Here is an 18,229-nt window from a genome sequence, read left to right as displayed (position 1 = left end):
CTAATTTTATATTCCCAATTCAGCCATTTTTTCTGATATACTTTCATAACTTAAATTTTCATCTTCATTGTACAAATTCCATTCATCCTTGCTCCATATTTCAACTCTAGTAGATACTCCTATGATAACTGCATCCTTTTCTAGCTTTGAATGAACTCTTAAATTAGATGGTATAAGTACTCTGCCTTGTTTATCCAATTCACATTCGCAAGCACCAGAAAAGAAAAATCTCACAAAAGCTCTAGCATCTCTACTAGTTAAAGGCAAGGATTTCAATTTCTCCTCTAATACATGCCATTCACTTTTAGGGTAAATAAACAGACAATTATCCAAACCTTTAGTCATGATAAAATTAGAACCAAGATCATCTCTAAATCTAGATGGAATTGTAATTCTTCCCTTGTCATCTAATGTATGCTGATATTCTCCAATGAACATCTATCTCACCCCAAAAGTATAACATTTCAAACCACTTCTCACCACTTTAAACCACTTCTTATTAGTTCTATATAGTTTCTTAAAATCCTTCAATGAAATGAAAAAATTTTTGAATATTTCATAGGACTTTTAGCCCATTTTCACTTGTTTTTGACAAATTTCTTAGGAAAAAATCATAAAAAAAATAAAGTAGACAAAAATCCACTTTATTTTGACAAGTTTTTTATGAAATACTTGCTTTTTTCTTCCTATAAAATAATATAATCATTGCTAATATTGCTATGACTAGACTTACCAATTGGGCTACTCTAATAGGTCCTAACATGAGACTGTCAATCCTTAAACCTTCTATGAAAAACCTGCCTAAAGAATATAGTGCTAAATATAACAAAAACGTTTCTCCATTTACTTTAGATTTGTTTTTTCTATACCACATTAAAAATATGAAAACTAAAAAGTCCCATATGGATTCATACAAAAAAGTAGGATGAACTTTTACTCCATCTATCACAATTCCCCAAGGTAAATCTGTCGGAGTGCCATAGGCTTCTTGATTTATATAATTTCCCCATCTGCCAATAGCCTGACCAAGAACAATACTAGGAGCACATATATCAACTAATTGCCAAAAATTCACCTTCCTCTTTTTACAAAATATAATTGCTGTAACTACTGCTGCAATTAGAGCTCCATGTATGGCCATTCCTCCACCTCTAAAATTTAAAATCTGTTTGGGATTTTTCCCATAATAGTCCCACATAAAAGCTACATAATACAGTCTTGCTCCCAATACAGATAATGGAATAGCATAAAGCAATACATCAATTAAATCATCTTCTTTAAATCCTACTCTCTTTGCTTCCCTAAATGCCAACAATGCTCCTATAACAATCCCACTAGAAATAAGTATCCCATACCATTTAACTTCTAATCCAAATAATGTGAAAGCTACAGGGTCCATATAAACCGCCCCCTTTCTATTTATCAGTATCTTTTAATAATAACACACAAGTAAATTTTTTTAAAGTCAAATTACATTGGTTTTATAACTGATAGTGTATAATTATCTTTGTCAAAATGTGAATTAAATCTATGAAATACATCATCAAAAGTAATTTTATCATATACATCTAAAAGATTTATAAATAGATAATCTAAAAAATAGTAATTAACAAAATTGTTGGCTATAAATTCTACTGAATTAAATCCCATTAAATCGGAACCCATACTTTTCTTTTTAATTCTCAAAAAATCTTCTTCTTTTAAGCCTTTACTTTTCAATTCATTTAAATACTTAATTATCCTTTCAAGAACTAATTCAGGATTTTTAGACTGACCAGATATAACAGAATGACCATAGTTCTCATGACCAGTATACTGACCTCCAAAACTGCCATCTATGATTCCTTCATTGTACAATTCTTGATAAAACTCTGAACTTTGACCAAATAGCATATCTAGCAATATATTTGTTGTCACCTCTCTTTTTATGAGTTTTTCTCCCAAAAATCCAATATCCTTTTCTTTAAATCCAATAGCAAATATAGGCATATAGGTGATAAGCTTTTCTTCAATGTATTTTTCTTTGATACTATTTGGTTCTTCATTATATATTCGAACTATATCTTCACTAGAATTTATATCTTTTTTTTCAACTCTTTCAACAGCTTCAACTGCCTTGTCAAAAGAAATATCTCCAGTCATAACTAAAATCATATTTTTAGGATTGTAAAAAGTATTGTAGCATTTGTAAAGAATATTTACATCAATTTTCTGTATGCTTTCCACTGTTCCAGCTATATCTATTTTAACTGGATGTTCATAATACATTCCTCTTAAACAGTTAAAAAAAACCCTCCATCCAGGATTGTCCTCATACATTTTTATTTCCTGTGCTATAATTCCTTTTTCCTTTTCCACATTTTCATTTGTAAAATATGGATTCTGAACAAATTTTATTAAAAGTTCCAAACTCTCATAGAAATTGTCTGTGCAAGAAAAAAGATATGCTGTCTGATTAAAATTTGTATAGGCATTTACATCCGTTCCAAGTCTTGAAAACTTATCAATTATATCTTCATCTGGCTCTTCAAATAATTTATGCTCTAAAAAATGTGCTACTCCTTGTGGAACTTCTAATACATTTTTTTCACCAATAGGTATAAATCTATTGTCATTCGAACCATAGTTTGTTGCAAAAATTGCATATTTTTTGCTATAGCCTTTTTTAGGTATAAAATATATTTTTAATCCACTATCCAATTCACAAGAAATAACTTCTTCATTTATCTTGTTGTTCCTGTATACTTTTTTATCCAAAAAAATTCCCTCCTAAATCATCAATTCTTTTTTCCCAAAAAATAAATTGTATCTAAATAAAAGGTATTTGATGCTTTTTTGATATCCTCTTTATTTATTTTATAAATATCTTCTACAATTTCCTCAATAGTTCTACTATCATTAGATATAACTCTGCTTAAAAAATATTCACTTATTAAATAATTGCTATCTACTATAGACTTCATTTGACTAGATACAGATTTTTTTGCTATTTTAATTTCTTCTTCTGTAAACAATCCATTTCTCATTTCATCTAGTTGCTTTCTTATTATTTCTATAGTTTTTTCTAAATTATCTACATCTATTCCAGCATCTATAAGTATAAGAGATTTATATTTATACATACTTGAGCCAATATAATAAGCTAAACTTTCTTTTTCTCTGACCATTCTAAAAAGTTTTGAATTTGGCCCTCCCCCAAATATATAATTTGCTAGTATTGCACTACTATACAACTTATCTTCATAAGGAAGGCTAGTTCTATAACCTATAACAAGCTTTCCTTGATTTACATCCATGTCTTCATAAACCATATTTTTGGTCTGTATCACACTTGCAATTTTTTCCCTAGGAACTTCAACAATATTTCTCCTATCAATTCTAAAAATATTTGCTATATTAACTATAAGTTTTTCATCAAATTCTCCTACGTAAAATATCTCTATAGGGAATTTTTCTAAAATATATCTATAATGTTCATATAAATTTTCTTCATTTATTTTATCTAAATCTTCAGTATAACCATATTCATATACGCTGTATTTTTCATTTCTACACATCTCTTCTATGCATCTATTTATGGCATAATCTCTCTTGTTGTTGATTTTTCCTTCAATAATTCTCTTTAAATTTTCTTTTTCTTGTTCTACATATTTATGACTAAAAAAATTGTTTTCTAAATAAGGTTCATATACTATTTCCCTTAACATTTTTATCACATCTGTAAAATATTCCTCATCATTTACATACATACCCTTAGGAAACTCTATAGTAAATCTCAAAACATGTCTTTCTCCTTTTTTATTTATATTTATACTCATGGATGAACCATACATTTCTTCAAGTTTTCTCTCAAGTTCTAGATTTGTACTGTAATTTTTTGTTCCTCTCTTCAAAACCAGTGGTATTAAAGCGTTTTTTGTAGCATCTTTGCGATTTAAAGGCATTATGATATAAAAACTAATCAAATTTGACTTTAATTTATCAGTTTTAATAAGATTTAAGTTCATACCTTCAGTTATATTTACTCTTAAATTTGACAATGACACAATTCCACCCTCCTCAAATCTTTTTATTTCATAATATCACATTTATATAAATAATATGGCTTATTAATCATTATATGAAAAAATCCAGCCTAAAGACCGGATTTCACTCATTATTCTTTTCACTGGATATCCTCTTTTTTATTTTATTTATCTCTTCTCTATAATTTTTTATATCTTCACCTTTTATTAAATTTTGTTCTATATTATCTACTTTTTCAAAAATTTTTGCATCATCCGTTATGAATACATTGTTTATCGTATTGTCATTATTCATAACAATATCTTTTATCATCCCCTTCATTCCAATAGTTAAAGTATTTTCATCTGACATTTCTACAGCCACAACAATATCATCATCATATATAATAGCAGTGGCATCTTCTATGCCTATCAGATCAACAACATTGTCTGCAATGTTTTCTGCTATTTCTACAAATTCATTTGTTTTACTTGCAACTACATTTGTACTCACATTTTCATTGTTTTCCTCTTCTACTTTTACCTCATTTTTTTTACAACTACACATTATAAACACTAAAAATACTACTAAAAAAGTTGAAACAATCACTTTTGTTTTTTTTCTTATCATGTTTTATAACCTCCCATTTACAAAATTCCTTTAATATATATTGTCCTATTTATGAAAATTTTATGAAATATAATAGATATTTTAAGAAAAATAAAATCTAATTAAAATATCTATTATATTGAATAAACAAAATTGATAATATATAATTGTTTAGGAGAATGATTACTATTTTTTGAAAGGAAGATTTAGATGAAATTAGGAATTGTAGGACTACCAAATGTAGGAAAAAGCACTCTTTTCAATGCCTTGACTGCTTCTAAAGCAGAGGCAGAAAATTATCCATTTTGCACAATAGAGCCAAATGTAGGAATAGTACCTGTGCCTGATCATAGATTGGATGAATTGGCAGAGCTTGTTCATCCTGAAAAAATAACGCCTGCAACTGTTGAGTTTTTCGATATTGCAGGCCTTGTAAAAGGTGCCAGTAGTGGAGAAGGATTGGGAAACAAGTTTCTATCTCATATTCGTGAAGTAGAAGCCATAGCACATGTAGTTAGATGCTTTGAAGATGAAAATGTAACCCATGTAGAAGGCCGAATAGATCCTATAAATGACATAGAAATTATAAATATAGAACTAATGCTTGCAGACTTAGAGATAATAGATAAAAGATTGTCTAAAGTTGAAAAAGTTCTAAAAGGAGATAAAAGTTATTTAAAAGAATATGAATTGTTAGCCACACTAAAAAAGACTATTGAAGATGGAAAATCTCCCAGAACATTAGATTTTTCTCAGGAAGAAAAAGAGATAATTAAAAGCTTTAGTCTTCTATCATTAAAACCAGTTTTATATATTTGCAATATTTCTGAAGATGATTTGATAGAAGGATACGAAGATAATTCATATGTAAATAGTGTAAAAAAATATGCTGAACTTGAAAACTCCGAAGTAATAGCCGTTTCGGCAAAAATAGAATCCGAAATTTCTCTACTTGATAAAGAAGAAAAAGAAATGTTCCTAAATGAATTGAATTTAAAAGAATCAGGATTGGATAAATTGATAAAAGCAAGTTATAACCTTCTAGGACTTATGAGTTTCTTAACTGCAGGCCCTAAAGAAGTAAGAGCTTGGACTATCAAAAAAGGAACAAAAGCACCTCAAGCTGCAGGAAAAATTCATACTGATATGGAAAGAGGATTTATAAGAGCTGAAGTCATAAACTATAAAGAATTGATTGAATGTGGTGGATATACTCATGCCAGAGAAAAAGGACTTATTCGTTCAGAAGGAAAAGATTATATAATGCAAGATGGAGACGTAGTAGTATTTAGATTCAATGTATAAAATTGATTATAAAAAAGTATAAAATTGATTATAAAAAACCATAGTTAAACTATGGTTTTTTATTCTTCTATAGATTGTACTATTTTAACGGAAGCACTAGCTCCAATTCTACTTGCTCCTGCTTCGATCATTTTTTTCACAGTATCATAATCTCTTATGCCACCTGAAGCCTTGACTCCTAATCTATCTCCAACTGTTTTTCTCATCAATTTTACATCCTCTACTGTTGCTCCACCTGTACTAAACCCTGTAGAAGTCTTCACAAAGTCTGCTCCAGCCTCTTCTGAAATTTCACAAGCTTTTACTTTTTCCTCATCATTTAAAAGACAAGTTTCAATGATTACTTTAACTAGCGCCTTTCCTTTAGCTGCATCAACTACTGCCTTTATATCTTCCTTCACAGTATCATAGTCTTTACTTTTTAGTGCTCCTATATTTATGACCATATCTAATTCATCAGCACCATTTTTTATAGCTTCCAAAGCTTCAAAGGCTTTTACTTCCTTTGGAGTACTTCCCAATGGAAACCCTATAACAGTAGCTACTTTAACACTACTTTCTTTCAATTCATCTTTAGCCAATTTTACATAATAAGGATTTACACAAACTGAAAAGAAATTGTATTCCTTGGCTTCCCTACAAAGGTCCACAATCATTTCAGCTGTAGCATCTGGCTTAAGTAGTGTATGATCAATCATAGATGCTATATTTTTCATAGATTCCCAACCTCCATTATTTTATTATTTCCACGATGTCACCATTTTTTAATCCTGCAGCATTTCCCTCTTCCATGTCTATATGCATTTCTAGTCTATGTCCTTCTCCAGAACGTATAAGTACATTGTCAAACACCAATCCTCTAAGTCCTTTAACTTTTACACTGACAATATCTCCATTTTCAACACCAAATTCTTTTGCTTCTTCTGGATGCATATGGATATGTCTAGCTGCTACGATGACTCCTTCTTTTATTTCAATTTCAGCTTTTGGTCCAACTATCTTGACTCCAGGTGTTCCTAAAATATCTCCTGAATTTCTAACCATTGGTTCAATTCCAAGAGTGAAAGCATCAGAAATTGAAATTTCTACTTGAGTATTTTTTCTAACAGGTCCCAATACTCGTACACCTTTTAAAGTTCCTTTTGGTCCAACTATATCAACTTTTTCCTCAGCTGCAAACTGACCTGGCTGTGATAAATCTTTTTTCTTATTTAACTCATATCCTGTTCCAAACAATACATCTAAATCACTTTGAGATAAATGTATATGTTTATTGGACATAGCTGCTGGCAATTCTGTTCTCATATAAAAATTCCTCCCCATGTTTATGTAAGATATTTTTTCTTATTGATTACCGTAATTATTATATGACTTTACAATATAAAAATCAAATCATTAGATTAAAAGTTTGTACAATTTATCAAAAAAGCTAGGAAACGATACCGTTACACATTCACTTTGTTGTATATGAGATTTACCATCTGCATTAAGTGCTGCAATATTTAAGGCCATCGCTATTCTATGGTCATTGTAGCTATTCAAAGTTGCTGGTTTTAAAGAGGAAACCCCCTCAATGACAAGACCATCTTCAAGTTCTTCTACTTTTGCTCCCATTTTATTTAACTCAACAGCCATAGCATTTAACCTATTGCTTTCTTTGTATTTTAACTCCTCGGCATCTCTTATAGTAGTTGTTCCTTCTGCAAGAGCTGCTGCTACAGCCAAAATAGGTATTTCATCTATTAGAGTACTTATTCTGCTTCCATTTATATCTATACCCTTTAGTTTTGAATACCTAACCCTTATATCTCCTATCGGCTCATAATTTGCTATTCTTTTATTTTGAATCTCAATATCTCCCCCCATTTCCTTCAATGCTTCCAAAATACCTATCCTGCTTTTGTTTATTCCTACATCTCTAATCAAAATATCCGAACCCTTCAACGTCAAAGCTCCAACTATAAAAAATGCAGCTGACGAAATATCTCCTGGAACAAATAAATTTTTCCCTTTTAATTTAGCATTATCTTTCATATAAATTAATTTATCAATTTTACATATATAAGCACCAAAATATTTTAGCATTCTTTCAGTATGATCTCTAGAAAAACCTTTTTCTTCAATACAAGTCTCTCCTTGAGCATAAATAGAAGCTAACAATATTGCTGATTTAACTTGGGCACTATCTATTGGCATTTTATAGTAAATCCCATTTAATTTTTCAGATGGATAAATTTCAATGGGAGGATATTCATCTTCTACCCCCTTAATATTTCCATTCATTTGTCTAAGAGGAAAAATAATTCTCTTCATAGGTCTACCATTTAAAGAACTGTCTCCTACAAGAATTGAAGGAAAATCTTGTCCTATAAGTATTCCACTTATAAGCCTCATGGTAGTCCCTGAATTTCCACAATATAATATTCCCTCAGGACTCTTTAATCCACTTTTACCAACCCCTTCTATTAGAACATTATCTTCTTTCATATCTATATGAACACCCATTTTTCTAAAACATTCTATAGTAGCTAAAGTATCCTCTGAAACTAAAAAATTTTTTATTTCTGTCTTACCTTCAGCAATAGCACCAAGCATTATACTTCTATGAGATATGGATTTATCTCCTGGTACTCTTATTTCTCCTTTCAACATAGCCAATCACCCTTTAAAGATTTTCTTATAGTTTCTTTACTTACATTGTCAAATATATCTACCTTGTTTTTCCCTGTAGGAAGAACAAATACTATTCTTTCATTTAGGTTTTTCTTATCGTGAGACATTTTAGACAATATCTTTGTCATATTCTCATTGGAAAAATGTACTGGTACAACTAAACTTTTCAGGGTTTCAATTATTTCACAGAAATATTCTTCATCTATTAAACCCATTTCTTTAGAAATAAAGCTTTCATACATCATACCCAATATAATAGCTTCTCCATGTTTATATCTATTAAAATCATAAAGTGATTCAATCCCATGACCTATAGTATGTCCAAAATTTAAAATTTTTCTAATTCCCTTATCTTTCTCATCCATTGCTACAACTTGAGTTTTTATAGATACACATTTTTCTACAACTTCTGTTAAAATTTCCTCATCAAAATCATATATACTTTGAATATTACCTTTCACATATCTAAAAAAATCATAATCTTTTATTATGCCATATTTTAAAACTTCTCCCAATCCAGAAGTCATTTCCCTTCTATCTAAAGTTTTTAAAAAATTAATATCTATAAAAGTTTTTATAGGGAAATAAAAAGAACCTATCATATTTTTATATTTACCAAAATCTATACCTACTTTTCCTCCAATACTACTATCTACTTGAGCTAAAAGAGTGGTTGGAATTTGAATATATTCAACTCCCCTCAAATAAGTAGCAGCCACAAAACCTGAAATATCTCCTACTACACCGCCACCAAAACTTATAATTGTAGTAGACCTGTCATAATTATATTTTATAAGTTCCATATAAATATTTTCCACAACTTTTAAACACTTGCTTTTTTCTCCTGACTCTAAAATATACACTCTGGTTTTAAAAGGTGATAAATAATAGAGTACCTCCTCTAAATAGTATTCACTCACATTCTCATCAGTTATGAGAAAAATATTCTTCTTATTTTCTTCTTTTAAAAATTGTCTTATATCTTTAAATAAAGAAACTCCAATGACATTTTCCATCTCATCACCTGCTTGATAAATAATTTATATATGCTTTGAAATTTCTATTCATCTCTTCTATACTGTCACCGCCAAATTTTCCTATCATTTCATTGGCTAATACAATTCCAAGCATATGTTCCCCTACTATGCTAGCAGAAGGTACAGCACATACATCAGAACGTTCCACTTGAGCCAACGCTACTTTTTTAGTCACCATATCCACACTATTTAATGGTTTTTTCAATGTTGGTATAGGTTTCATAGTACATCTAATTATAATATCTTCTCCATTTGATATTCCTCCTTCTATACCTCCAGCATTGTTAGTAACTCTATAGTATCCATTGTCATCATAAAAAATTTCATCATGAACTTCCGAACCATATTTTCCGCTAAATTCATGCCCCAAACCTATTTCCACACTCTTAATTCCTGGTATACTCATGATTGCCTGTGCTATTTTCCCATCTAATTTACTATCCCAACTTATATGGTTTCCTAATCCTATAGAAACTCCACTAGCTACAATCTCAATACTTCCCCCCAAAGTGTCTCCAGCATCTCCTGTTTTTTGTATTTTTTTTAAAATATCACTTTCTGCTTTGTCATCTATAACGCGCACAGGAGAAGAATCAGCATTTTTTATTTCATCCAAAAATGTTCCTGAATACAAAGTTTTCTTTGATTTAATACCTCCTATTTCTATGACATGGCTATATATCTCAATATTAAATTTTTTAAGCATAAGTTTACAAATACTTCCTATAGCTACTCTCATAGCTGTTTCCCTAGCACTAGCTCTTTCTAATACATTTCTAATATTAGTCTGATTGTATTTAATAGCTCCTGAAAAATCTGCATGACCTGGTCTTGGTCTTGTTATTTCAGATAATTCCTTTAAACACCCTCTATTTGCTATAGAAATACCAATAGGATTTCCAGTAGTTAAACCATTGTATACACCAGATAATATATTTACTTCATCCATTTCTATACTCATTCTTTCACTTCTACCAAAACCTTTTTGTCTTCTTTTCAATTCATTGTTTATAAAATCTAAATCTATTTCTAGATTTGCAGGAATTCCCTCAACTATACCTGTCAGTTGCTCTCCATGAGATTCACCTGATGTCAAAAAACGAATCATATTTTCACCACCCTATATATTTTACAAAAAACTTCTACCTATGAAGGTAGAAGTTTTTGATATTTTCAATATTTTTCCCTATACTGCATACTTCTTTTAGTACTTCTTCTCTACTTTGAACAGGTAAATCATCCGTTCCAGAAACAAAATAGTTTCCTAAATATTTTACATCAATAGATTTAAAAAATAAATCAACAGTTTTCACAGAAGCATCAAATTGATCATGTGAAAAAGGTGCTCCTCCTACAGACAAAAAAACGCCTATTCTATCTTCATCTTTCCTATATTTCTTTTTCAATGAATATTTCATTGAAAAATATTTTTGGCACCTATCTATAACTATTTTAGACAAACTACTGACTGTATTGAAATATAATGGAGAAGCCAATATAAATATATCACTTTCATCAAAATATTTATAAACTATTTGCATATCATCTTTTATTACGCATTCTCCAGTTTTTTCACAATATCCACAAGCAGTACAAGAATATATTTTTAAATCTTTTAAATACAATTTATCTATAATATAATCATTTTCACTCATGCCTTTTAAAAGAGTGTCCAAAATCAAATCTGTATTTTGGCCTTTTCTTGGGCTACCCATAAGGGCTATCACCTTTTTCATAAAACCCTCCTACTCATTCATTGCATATTTGGTATATCTAAGCAAAGTTGAAATAAGCATAGAGTGAATTGGTATACATGCTAAACTACTTAGTAATCTACCAGGAAAAAGAACCAAGAAACCTTTCTTAAATATTATAGATAGCCAATAAGTATTTAATCCAAGGGAAATGACAATATATGAAATACTGACCATGAAAACTACTTTGTCAAAAGAAAAAAACTTGTTTCCACTTTCTTTTCCTCTCAAAAATATTGGCAAAAATATAAGTGCTCCAAATACTATTATGAATATTATTGAAATCAATAATGACACAGGTTCCTCATAAAGATAAAGTTTACCTTCATTTATTGATAAAAGTTTTTCTTCAAAGAAAACTCCTATCATGCCCAAAACTAAAAGAAAAATAATGATAGAATTAACAATACTATAATCTTTTTCAATTTTATTTTTCTTAAAGAAATTTGAAATAAGTCCTGGTATAGCTCCCCAAAGTATAGAACTCAATGTAAATCCAGGAAAATATGCTCCTTGAGGATTCACAACTACTCCTATCAAATCAGCTGCAAGTCCACTTAAACCTCCAACCAATGGCCCAAACAATATGCCACTGAGCATTAGAGGAGATTCACCAAAACTAAGCCTTATGGCTGGCAATCCTCCTAGAGGAATCATGAAATAAAGGAATCTAGTGAATACTATACTCAAAGCTGTCAAAAAACTAGCCATTACCAATTTTCTTGTAGTTATACCCTTTCTTGCTCTATCCACGACTACACCTCCTTTCCTTTTAGTGATAGACATGCTATCACATAAAGGAAAGGAAGCTCCTTAATGGACAGCGGACGCAATAGAGAACCGCAGAAAATATCTTTCGTTTAAGGGCTACTTCCCATCCCTTAACACTTAACGCTCTCTATCTACTCTGTCTATTCTCATATGCATTATACATGAAAAAAATGTTTTTGTAAATTAAAATCAATATATATGTTTTTTAATTATCATTTCATATATTACTCCATAAAATATTGAAACAAGTCCAAAAATCAGAGAAAAAATCGCCATAATCTTATAATATAAGCCAAAAGACGTACTTTTAGATAAAACATATAAAGTCATACCCAAAAATAAATACCTAAATACTTTTTCACTACTAAAAACATGATTTTTAGCACTCATAACCTTATTTTTATTCTCTTTGTATTTATTGATAATTATCTCCTCTATATCATCTTTTGATGGATACATATTTACTTTCTTTAAAATAAAAAGTAATTTTTCAAAATCAATAAACTCTATATCTTTATATTCCTCTTTTATCCCCTCAACAAAATAAGAACTTGTGACACAAATTCCTTCTTCCGCCCCCATCATTGACATATGATACTTAAAACTTTTAATATCTCTTGTCGTAACCCTCTCATCCTGCGCAATTCTTATACATTTAACAGCATATATTTTGTCATGTATCTGTCCTATCAAATCAATATCATTTTCATATTCAACAAAAGATGTATTGTAATAATTTTCCAATACTTTTTTTACATACAATATAAATTCATAATTTGTAAAGGTATTTATTTCTTTCATTATTTTCTTTTTGCTAAGATCGTTGTTTATATCAAGTATTTTTTTCTTGAATTTTCGCATTTTAAAATAATAGCTTATATATAAAACAAAAATAAGTGCTGATATTGAAATAATTATAGAAAAAACAATATTATTAGTTTGTATAAACAAATAAATTAAGAATACAATAGAAAGTATCAATTTAATCAAAACACTGTCAATTACAACAGCATTGTATCCCTTGCCATCTTTCATTTTTTTCAAGTAATAATTTTTAATTTTTTTGTCCCTATTTATTTTTTTTATATAATTACTCATTTTATCCAATAAATCATCATCCAATTTTATTTTTCATCCTCACTTTCAATGAATTTATAGATATTAGTATTATTGACATAAAAATTAAAAATGATAACCCTATATCCTTTACAATATTAATGAAAAATTCTTCAGGAAAAATTCTAATCATAATATCTGTACTTGGATCTAAAAGCCATAAATCATTGTTGAATAATGCCAAATGAAAATATGTAAAATATTTGTTAAAATCCAAATGCAAAAGTAAATATAGGATACCCATAGCTAAAAATGAACTACAAATAGAATAATTTAAAGTCTTCATAAGTATATTAAAATCTATTAAATACAAATAAGTAAAACTTATTAAAAATAATGTCATGGAAATATCTCTGATTAAAAATCCTTTATCAAACAATAGTTTAACATCGCTTATATGAGCTAATTCTCTTTCATTAAAATATCTTTTTAAATATTTTTCACCTTTATGTCCTTTAAAATAATCAAACAATTCATTGGTCAATTTCATCAATTCATTTATCTCTAGCCCTGTACTATTGGGAATATTATATTGTAAATATTTACTTTCATAGTATTTTTCATTGAATGCCAAAAGACTAATGCATATAAAAAGAATAGATATAGGTAAAAATATTCCTAATAGCGCTGAGTATCCTTTTTTCATATATACCTCCTAGGAATGAGTTAAAATAAGACCCGAAAAATCGGGTCTATGACATGGCCTGTTCTAATTTATCCAAATACTTTATAGGAAACATTCTAAGTAATTCTTTGTATTGCTCTACGGTAAGTCCTTGAACTGTTGTATATATTTCAATCTTTTCATCTACACTTGCATTTTTAAATCTTTCTTTTATGTTTTCAAAATCGGTCACATTTTCCATCTTAACACTCCTCTATAAATATATTTATATGTTTTTAGTATGTTTAGTAAAGTATTTTTTATTCAAAAAAAGAACTAACTTTAATTTAAAGTTAGCCCCTTTTCACAAAAAACACTTAAGATTATTCAATTTCTAAATCATCAGGAATTTCCCAATTGTGGTAAACTTCTTGAACATCATCATTATCTTCAAGATTTTCTATGAGTTTCACCATATTTTTTATGTCTTTTTCTTCTGTAAGACTAATTGTATTTTGCGGTATTTGTGAAATTTCAGCGGTCACAAAATTGAATCCCTTTTCTTTTAGTGCATCTCTTATACTATTGAAATCTTCTGGTGAAGTAATAATTTCATATCCATTTTCATCACTTGTAAAATCTTCGGCTCCTAGTTCTATAGCTTCCATCATAAGTTCCTCTTCGTCTATACTATCATCTCTTTCAATAGCAAGTACACCTTTTCTGTCAAACATAAATGAAACGCAACCAGTTTGACCTAAATTCCCACCAAATTTATCAAAAGCATGTCTTACATCTGATGCAGTTCTATTTCTATTGTCAGTTAAACAAGATACTAGTACTGCTATTCCTCCAGGACCATATCCTTCGTATACAATTTCTTCAAAATTGCTTGCATCTAAATCTCCAGCAGCTTTTTTTATAGCTCTTTCTATATTGTCATTTGGCAAATTTTCTGCTTTTGCTTTTTCAATAGCAGCTTTAAGTGCAGTATTATATTCTGGATCAGTTCCACCTTCTCTTACAGCCACCATTATATATCTTGTCAATTTGGTAAACACTTTTCCTCTTCTAGCATCCTCTTTGCCTTTTTTGTGTTTTATATTTGACCATTTAGAATGTCCTGACATAACTGTTTCTACCTCCTTAAATTACTAGCATAAATATTTTACCATATACTTTAATTTATTTCATCTAAAATTTAAAAATTGGAGGATATTTTCTCTTGTGTTCACTTCTTTTATTTAGCCTTTCAATTTTTTCTTTTACTTCATCTTCTGCATAACCGGTCTTTATATAATTGTCCAGCACATCATATCCAAATCCCATTTCCTTTTCATCAGTCTGATCTTCCCAAAGTCCTGCAGTAGGTGCCTTTTTGATGACTATTTCTGGAATGTTTAAAAATTTAGCCATTTCCCTCACTTCGCTTTTCACAAATGAGGCAATAGGAAGTATATCCACTCCACTATCTCCATGCTTTGTAAAATAGCCCACAGTTAATTCACTTTTATTGCTTGGACCTACTACCAAATAGTTATTTAATTGAGCAAAATAATATAGGGTAGTCATTCTAAGTCTTGGCTTCACATTTGCTTGTGCTAATTTATTTTCCCCCTTATCTAGTACAGTTTTCATAAAAACATCATAAGTATCTGTCAAATCAACTTTAATGGTCTTTAAATCTAAACTTTCCGCCACCAACATTCCATGTTCTTCATCTATTGGATTGCTATGACAAGGCATGATGATTCCTAAACTATCTTCTGGAAAAGCCTTTTTAGAAAGTCCCGCTACCACTGCCGAATCTATTCCACCACTTAATCCAAAAACTACGCCTTTACTTCCTGATTCTTCTACTCTTTCTTTTATCCATCCAACTATTTCATTACATACTTTTTCAACATTTTCCATATATTTTCCTCCCCATATTATTCATAAATACCTGTACTCAAATACCTTTCTCCAGTATCTGGAGCTATAGCTACAATTTTTTTACCTTTACCTAGTTTTTTAGCCCACTTTAAAGCAGCAAAAGCTGCTGCACCAGAAGAAATTCCCACTAGCAACCCTTCTCTTTTGGCCAGCATAATTGTAGTATTTATGGCATCTTCATCCGAAACAGTTTCTACTGTATCTAGTATATCAACATCCAATATTTCAGGTATGAAATTTGCTCCTATTCCTTGAATTTTGTGAGGCCCTGGCTTGCCACCAGAAATAATTGGCGAAGACTTTGGTTCTACACCTATTATTTTTACATCTGGTATTTCATTTTTTAAAACTTTTCCTATACCTGTAATAGTACCACCCGTTCCTATACCTGCAACAAAAGCATCTATAGCACCATCCATTTGATTTATTATTTCTAATGCAGTAGTCTTTTCATGTGCCTTTGGGTTATCTTTGTTCCTGAATTGATAGGGCATGAAATAGTTCTCATTTTCTCTAACCAATTCTTCTGCTTTTGCTACTGCACCACTCATACCACTAGCACCTGGCGTCAAAAGAACTTCCGCACCATAGGCCTTTAACAAATTTCTTCTCTCTATACTCATAGTTTCTGGCATAACTAATATTACTTTGTATCCTTTAGAAGCTCCAACCATTGCAAGACCTATTCCAGTATTCCCACTAGTAGGTTCTACGATTACAGAACCACTTTTTAATCTTCCACATTTTTCTGCTTCTTCTATCATATATAATGCTGGTCTATCCTTGACGCTACCTCCTGGATTAAAATATTCCAATTTCAAATATACATCTGCCCAATCTTTTTCCACAATATGAGAAATTTTCAATATAGGAGTATTCCCAATAAGATCTATAATATTATTTGCAACTTTCATTTTATACCTCCAAAATTTTTATTTAAATATATTGAATAAGGTTGACTTATTTAGGCAAGATTAAATATAATACATAACTTTCATAATATTATATCATAAAGTTTCTAAAAGGAGAAAATATGAAGAAAAACAATCTTAAAATAATAAGTATAGGCCTTATAACTGGACTTATAAATGGGCTTTTTGGTTCTGGAGGTGGCACCATTATAGTTCCAACAATGACATTTTTGTTAGGAATAGATGATCACAAAGCTCATGCAACAGCTATAGCTGTAATACTTCCTTTAACTATCATAAGTACTATAATATATTGTAGACAAAATATCATAAAATATGATGTAGCATTTAAAGTAGCCATAGGTGGAATTGCAGGAAGTTTTATAGGATCTAACTTGCTTAACAAAGTTCCTACAAATATTTTAAGAAAAATTTTTGGTTCATTTATGATATTAGCAGCAATAAGGTTGTTGATAAAATGAAGCTACTCATCATTGGATTTTTATCTGGAATAATCAGTGGAATGGGAATTGGTGGTGGTACTATACTTATACCATCCTTATTACTTTTTACAACTCTATCGCAAAAAGAAACTCAAGGCATAAATTTAATTGTATTTATCCCCATAGCAATTGTAGCCCTAATCACTCATTTAAAAAACAAAAATATAGAATTAAAACTAACAATTCATCTCATCATAGGTGGTATTGCAGGAGCAATTATTGGTTCAATACTAGCCACCAATATAGATTCAAATATGCTCAGAAAATTGTTCAGTGTATTTCTGTTGATTATAGGAATATATGAGCTTTTCAGTCAAAAAAATAGGCTATAGAAGCCTATTTTTGGTCAATCCAATTTTACTCCATTTTTTAAGGAAAGATATTCTTCTCCAATATCATCAACTATAGCTGTACCGTTAGTTAAATCCATTATAATTCCTATAAACGAATTGTAATCTTCATAATCTGCATAGACCAATAAATTAACTGCATCATCATAAATAGTATCTATCATTATAATCCCATTAGTTTTTAGATAATTTTCAACTTTCCCATATAGAGTATAGTCTAGTCTTATTTTGACCTTCCTAAAAAGTACTTTTTCTATGATATTTCCTGCTTCCAATCCAATTTTTGCTCCTTTTGTATATGCCCTTATGAGTCCCCCTGTTCCCAATTTTATTCCACCAAAATATCTAGTGACTACTACCACTACATTTCTCAAATCCTCTTTCTTTATGACTTCCAATACAGGAATACCAGCTGTACCACTAGGCTCTCCATCATCACTATATCTTTGAATATTGTTGTCATCTCCTACTACATAAGCATATACATTATGAGTTGCATCTTTATGTAAAGTTTTTATTTCTTCGATAAAAGCTAAAGCCTCTCCTTCATTTTCAATAGGTTTAGCATATCCAATAAATCTAGACTTATTTATAATTATTTCATCTTTTCCTATATTATGAATAGTTTTATATCGTATGTTCATTTAAATCCCCTT

22 protein-coding genes and 1 riboswitch are annotated in these 18,229 nt (G+C 29.8%); of the genes, 3 read left to right on the top strand and 19 right to left on the bottom strand.

Annotation, left to right across the window (positions count from 1 at the left end; translation table 11 throughout):
• Window positions 1-6: 6 nt before the first annotated feature.
• From mraZ to ACFWUA_RS09680, 5 genes are all read right to left on the bottom strand, one after another.
• A complete protein-coding gene (gene mraZ, locus ACFWUA_RS09700; RefSeq protein ID WP_416197819.1) occupies window positions 7-438 on the bottom strand; it encodes a division/cell wall cluster transcriptional repressor MraZ in 432 nt (143 codons plus the stop codon).
• A 223-nt stretch (window positions 439-661) separates the two neighbouring features.
• Window positions 662-1,399, bottom strand: coding sequence for a prolipoprotein diacylglyceryl transferase (lgt, locus tag ACFWUA_RS09695; RefSeq protein WP_416197818.1), 738 nt, complete (start codon window positions 1,397-1,399; stop codon window positions 662-664).
• A gap of 71 nt (window positions 1,400-1,470) precedes the next feature.
• Window positions 1,471-2,757, bottom strand: coding sequence for an EF-P 5-aminopentanol modification-associated protein YfmH (gene yfmH, locus ACFWUA_RS09690; RefSeq protein ID WP_416197817.1), 1,287 nt, complete (start codon window positions 2,755-2,757; stop codon window positions 1,471-1,473).
• Window positions 2,758-2,777: 20 nt separating this feature from the next.
• Window positions 2,778-4,046, bottom strand: coding sequence for an EF-P 5-aminopentanol modification-associated protein YfmF (yfmF, locus tag ACFWUA_RS09685; protein ID WP_416197816.1), 1,269 nt, complete (start codon window positions 4,044-4,046; stop codon window positions 2,778-2,780).
• A gap of 103 nt (window positions 4,047-4,149) precedes the next feature.
• Window positions 4,150-4,635: a YhcN/YlaJ family sporulation lipoprotein gene (locus tag ACFWUA_RS09680; RefSeq protein ID WP_416197815.1), complete on the bottom strand. Its 486-nt coding sequence runs from the start codon at window positions 4,633-4,635 to the stop codon at window positions 4,150-4,152.
• Between the two features lie 189 nt (window positions 4,636-4,824).
• Here ACFWUA_RS09680 and ychF point away from each other — a divergent pair, with 189 nt between their 5' ends.
• Entirely contained in the window at window positions 4,825-5,919 is a 1,095-nt protein-coding gene (ychF, locus tag ACFWUA_RS09675; protein WP_416197814.1) for a redox-regulated ATPase YchF, read from the top strand.
• A 59-nt stretch (window positions 5,920-5,978) separates the two neighbouring features.
• Here the strand turns inward: ychF and deoC are convergent, their stop codons facing one another.
• The 13 genes from deoC to cysK all read right to left on the bottom strand — a co-directional run bounded on the left by deoC (window position 5,979) and on the right by cysK (window position 16,723).
• Window positions 5,979-6,635 carry a deoxyribose-phosphate aldolase gene (gene deoC / locus ACFWUA_RS09670; RefSeq protein WP_416197813.1) on the bottom strand — a complete coding sequence of 219 codons (657 nt, stop codon included), beginning with the start codon at window positions 6,633-6,635 and terminating at the stop codon, window positions 5,979-5,981.
• A 16-nt stretch (window positions 6,636-6,651) separates the two neighbouring features.
• Window positions 6,652-7,224, bottom strand: coding sequence for a phosphate propanoyltransferase (gene pduL / locus ACFWUA_RS09665; RefSeq protein ID WP_416197812.1), 573 nt, complete (start codon window positions 7,222-7,224; stop codon window positions 6,652-6,654).
• Between the two features lie 90 nt (window positions 7,225-7,314).
• On the bottom strand, window positions 7,315-8,571 hold the full coding sequence (aroA, locus tag ACFWUA_RS09660) for a 3-phosphoshikimate 1-carboxyvinyltransferase (protein WP_416197811.1): 1,257 nt from the start codon (window positions 8,569-8,571) through the stop codon (window positions 7,315-7,317).
• Entirely contained in the window at window positions 8,565-9,608 is a 1,044-nt protein-coding gene (gene aroB, locus ACFWUA_RS09655; protein ID WP_416197810.1) for a 3-dehydroquinate synthase, read from the bottom strand. Before aroB ends, aroA begins: the two co-directional genes overlap by 7 nt.
• 4 nt (window positions 9,609-9,612) lie before the next feature.
• Complete coding sequence (aroC, locus tag ACFWUA_RS09650; RefSeq protein ID WP_416197809.1) at window positions 9,613-10,737, bottom strand: chorismate synthase; 1,125 nt, start codon at window positions 10,735-10,737, stop codon at window positions 9,613-9,615.
• 34 nt (window positions 10,738-10,771) lie between these two features.
• Window positions 10,772-11,365, bottom strand: coding sequence for a flavodoxin family protein (locus tag ACFWUA_RS09645; RefSeq protein WP_416197808.1), 594 nt, complete (start codon window positions 11,363-11,365; stop codon window positions 10,772-10,774).
• Window positions 11,366-11,374: 9 nt separating this feature from the next.
• Entirely contained in the window at window positions 11,375-12,136 is a 762-nt protein-coding gene (locus ACFWUA_RS09640) for a folate family ECF transporter S component (protein ID WP_416197807.1), read from the bottom strand.
• A 66-nt stretch (window positions 12,137-12,202) separates the two neighbouring features.
• Window positions 12,203-12,295, bottom strand: a riboswitch (THF riboswitch).
• A 48-nt stretch (window positions 12,296-12,343) separates the two neighbouring features.
• Window positions 12,344-13,276 carry a restriction endonuclease gene (locus ACFWUA_RS09635; RefSeq protein WP_416197806.1) on the bottom strand — a complete coding sequence of 311 codons (933 nt, stop codon included), beginning with the start codon at window positions 13,274-13,276 and terminating at the stop codon, window positions 12,344-12,346.
• Window positions 13,269-13,916: a TIGR01906 family membrane protein gene (locus ACFWUA_RS09630; RefSeq protein ID WP_416197805.1), complete on the bottom strand. Its 648-nt coding sequence runs from the start codon at window positions 13,914-13,916 to the stop codon at window positions 13,269-13,271. The genes ACFWUA_RS09635 and ACFWUA_RS09630 overlap by 8 nt, the downstream gene beginning before the upstream one ends.
• A 46-nt stretch (window positions 13,917-13,962) precedes the next feature.
• Window positions 13,963-14,136, bottom strand: a complete 174-nt coding sequence (locus ACFWUA_RS09625) for a hypothetical protein (RefSeq protein WP_416197804.1) — start codon at window positions 14,134-14,136, stop codon at window positions 13,963-13,965.
• 121 nt (window positions 14,137-14,257) lie between these two features.
• The gene (locus tag ACFWUA_RS09620) at window positions 14,258-15,004 is read right to left on the bottom strand and encodes a YebC/PmpR family DNA-binding transcriptional regulator (protein ID WP_416197803.1); all 747 of its coding nucleotides are present in this window, start codon (window positions 15,002-15,004) and stop codon (window positions 14,258-14,260) included.
• 64 nt (window positions 15,005-15,068) lie between these two features.
• Window positions 15,069-15,788, bottom strand: a complete 720-nt coding sequence (gene nadE / locus ACFWUA_RS09615; protein WP_416197802.1) for an NAD(+) synthase — start codon at window positions 15,786-15,788, stop codon at window positions 15,069-15,071.
• A 17-nt stretch (window positions 15,789-15,805) separates the two neighbouring features.
• Window positions 15,806-16,723 (bottom strand): cysteine synthase A, encoded by a 918-nt coding sequence (gene cysK / locus ACFWUA_RS09610; protein ID WP_416197801.1) that lies wholly within the window; start codon window positions 16,721-16,723, stop codon window positions 15,806-15,808.
• A 119-nt stretch (window positions 16,724-16,842) separates the two neighbouring features.
• Between cysK and ACFWUA_RS09605 the strand changes: the two genes are divergently transcribed.
• Together ACFWUA_RS09605 and ACFWUA_RS09600 are read left to right on the top strand one after the other, a co-directional pair.
• Window positions 16,843-17,202, top strand: coding sequence for a sulfite exporter TauE/SafE family protein (locus ACFWUA_RS09605; protein WP_416197800.1), 360 nt, complete (start codon window positions 16,843-16,845; stop codon window positions 17,200-17,202).
• Window positions 17,199-17,555 carry a TSUP family transporter gene (locus ACFWUA_RS09600; protein ID WP_416197799.1) on the top strand — a complete coding sequence of 119 codons (357 nt, stop codon included), beginning with the start codon at window positions 17,199-17,201 and terminating at the stop codon, window positions 17,553-17,555. The genes ACFWUA_RS09605 and ACFWUA_RS09600 overlap by 4 nt, the downstream gene beginning before the upstream one ends.
• A gap of 14 nt (window positions 17,556-17,569) precedes the next feature.
• Here the strand turns inward: ACFWUA_RS09600 and ACFWUA_RS09595 are convergent, their stop codons facing one another.
• The gene (locus ACFWUA_RS09595) at window positions 17,570-18,217 is read right to left on the bottom strand and encodes a YigZ family protein (RefSeq protein WP_416197798.1); all 648 of its coding nucleotides are present in this window, start codon (window positions 18,215-18,217) and stop codon (window positions 17,570-17,572) included.
• Window positions 18,218-18,229 lie beyond the last annotated feature (12 nt).

Origin of the sequence: Sporanaerobacter sp., assembly GCF_047830725.1 — a bacterium.
Taxonomy (GTDB): Bacteria; Bacillota; Clostridia; order Tissierellales; family Sporanaerobacteraceae; genus Sporanaerobacter.
This window is presented reverse-complemented; position numbering and strand designations above follow the sequence as displayed.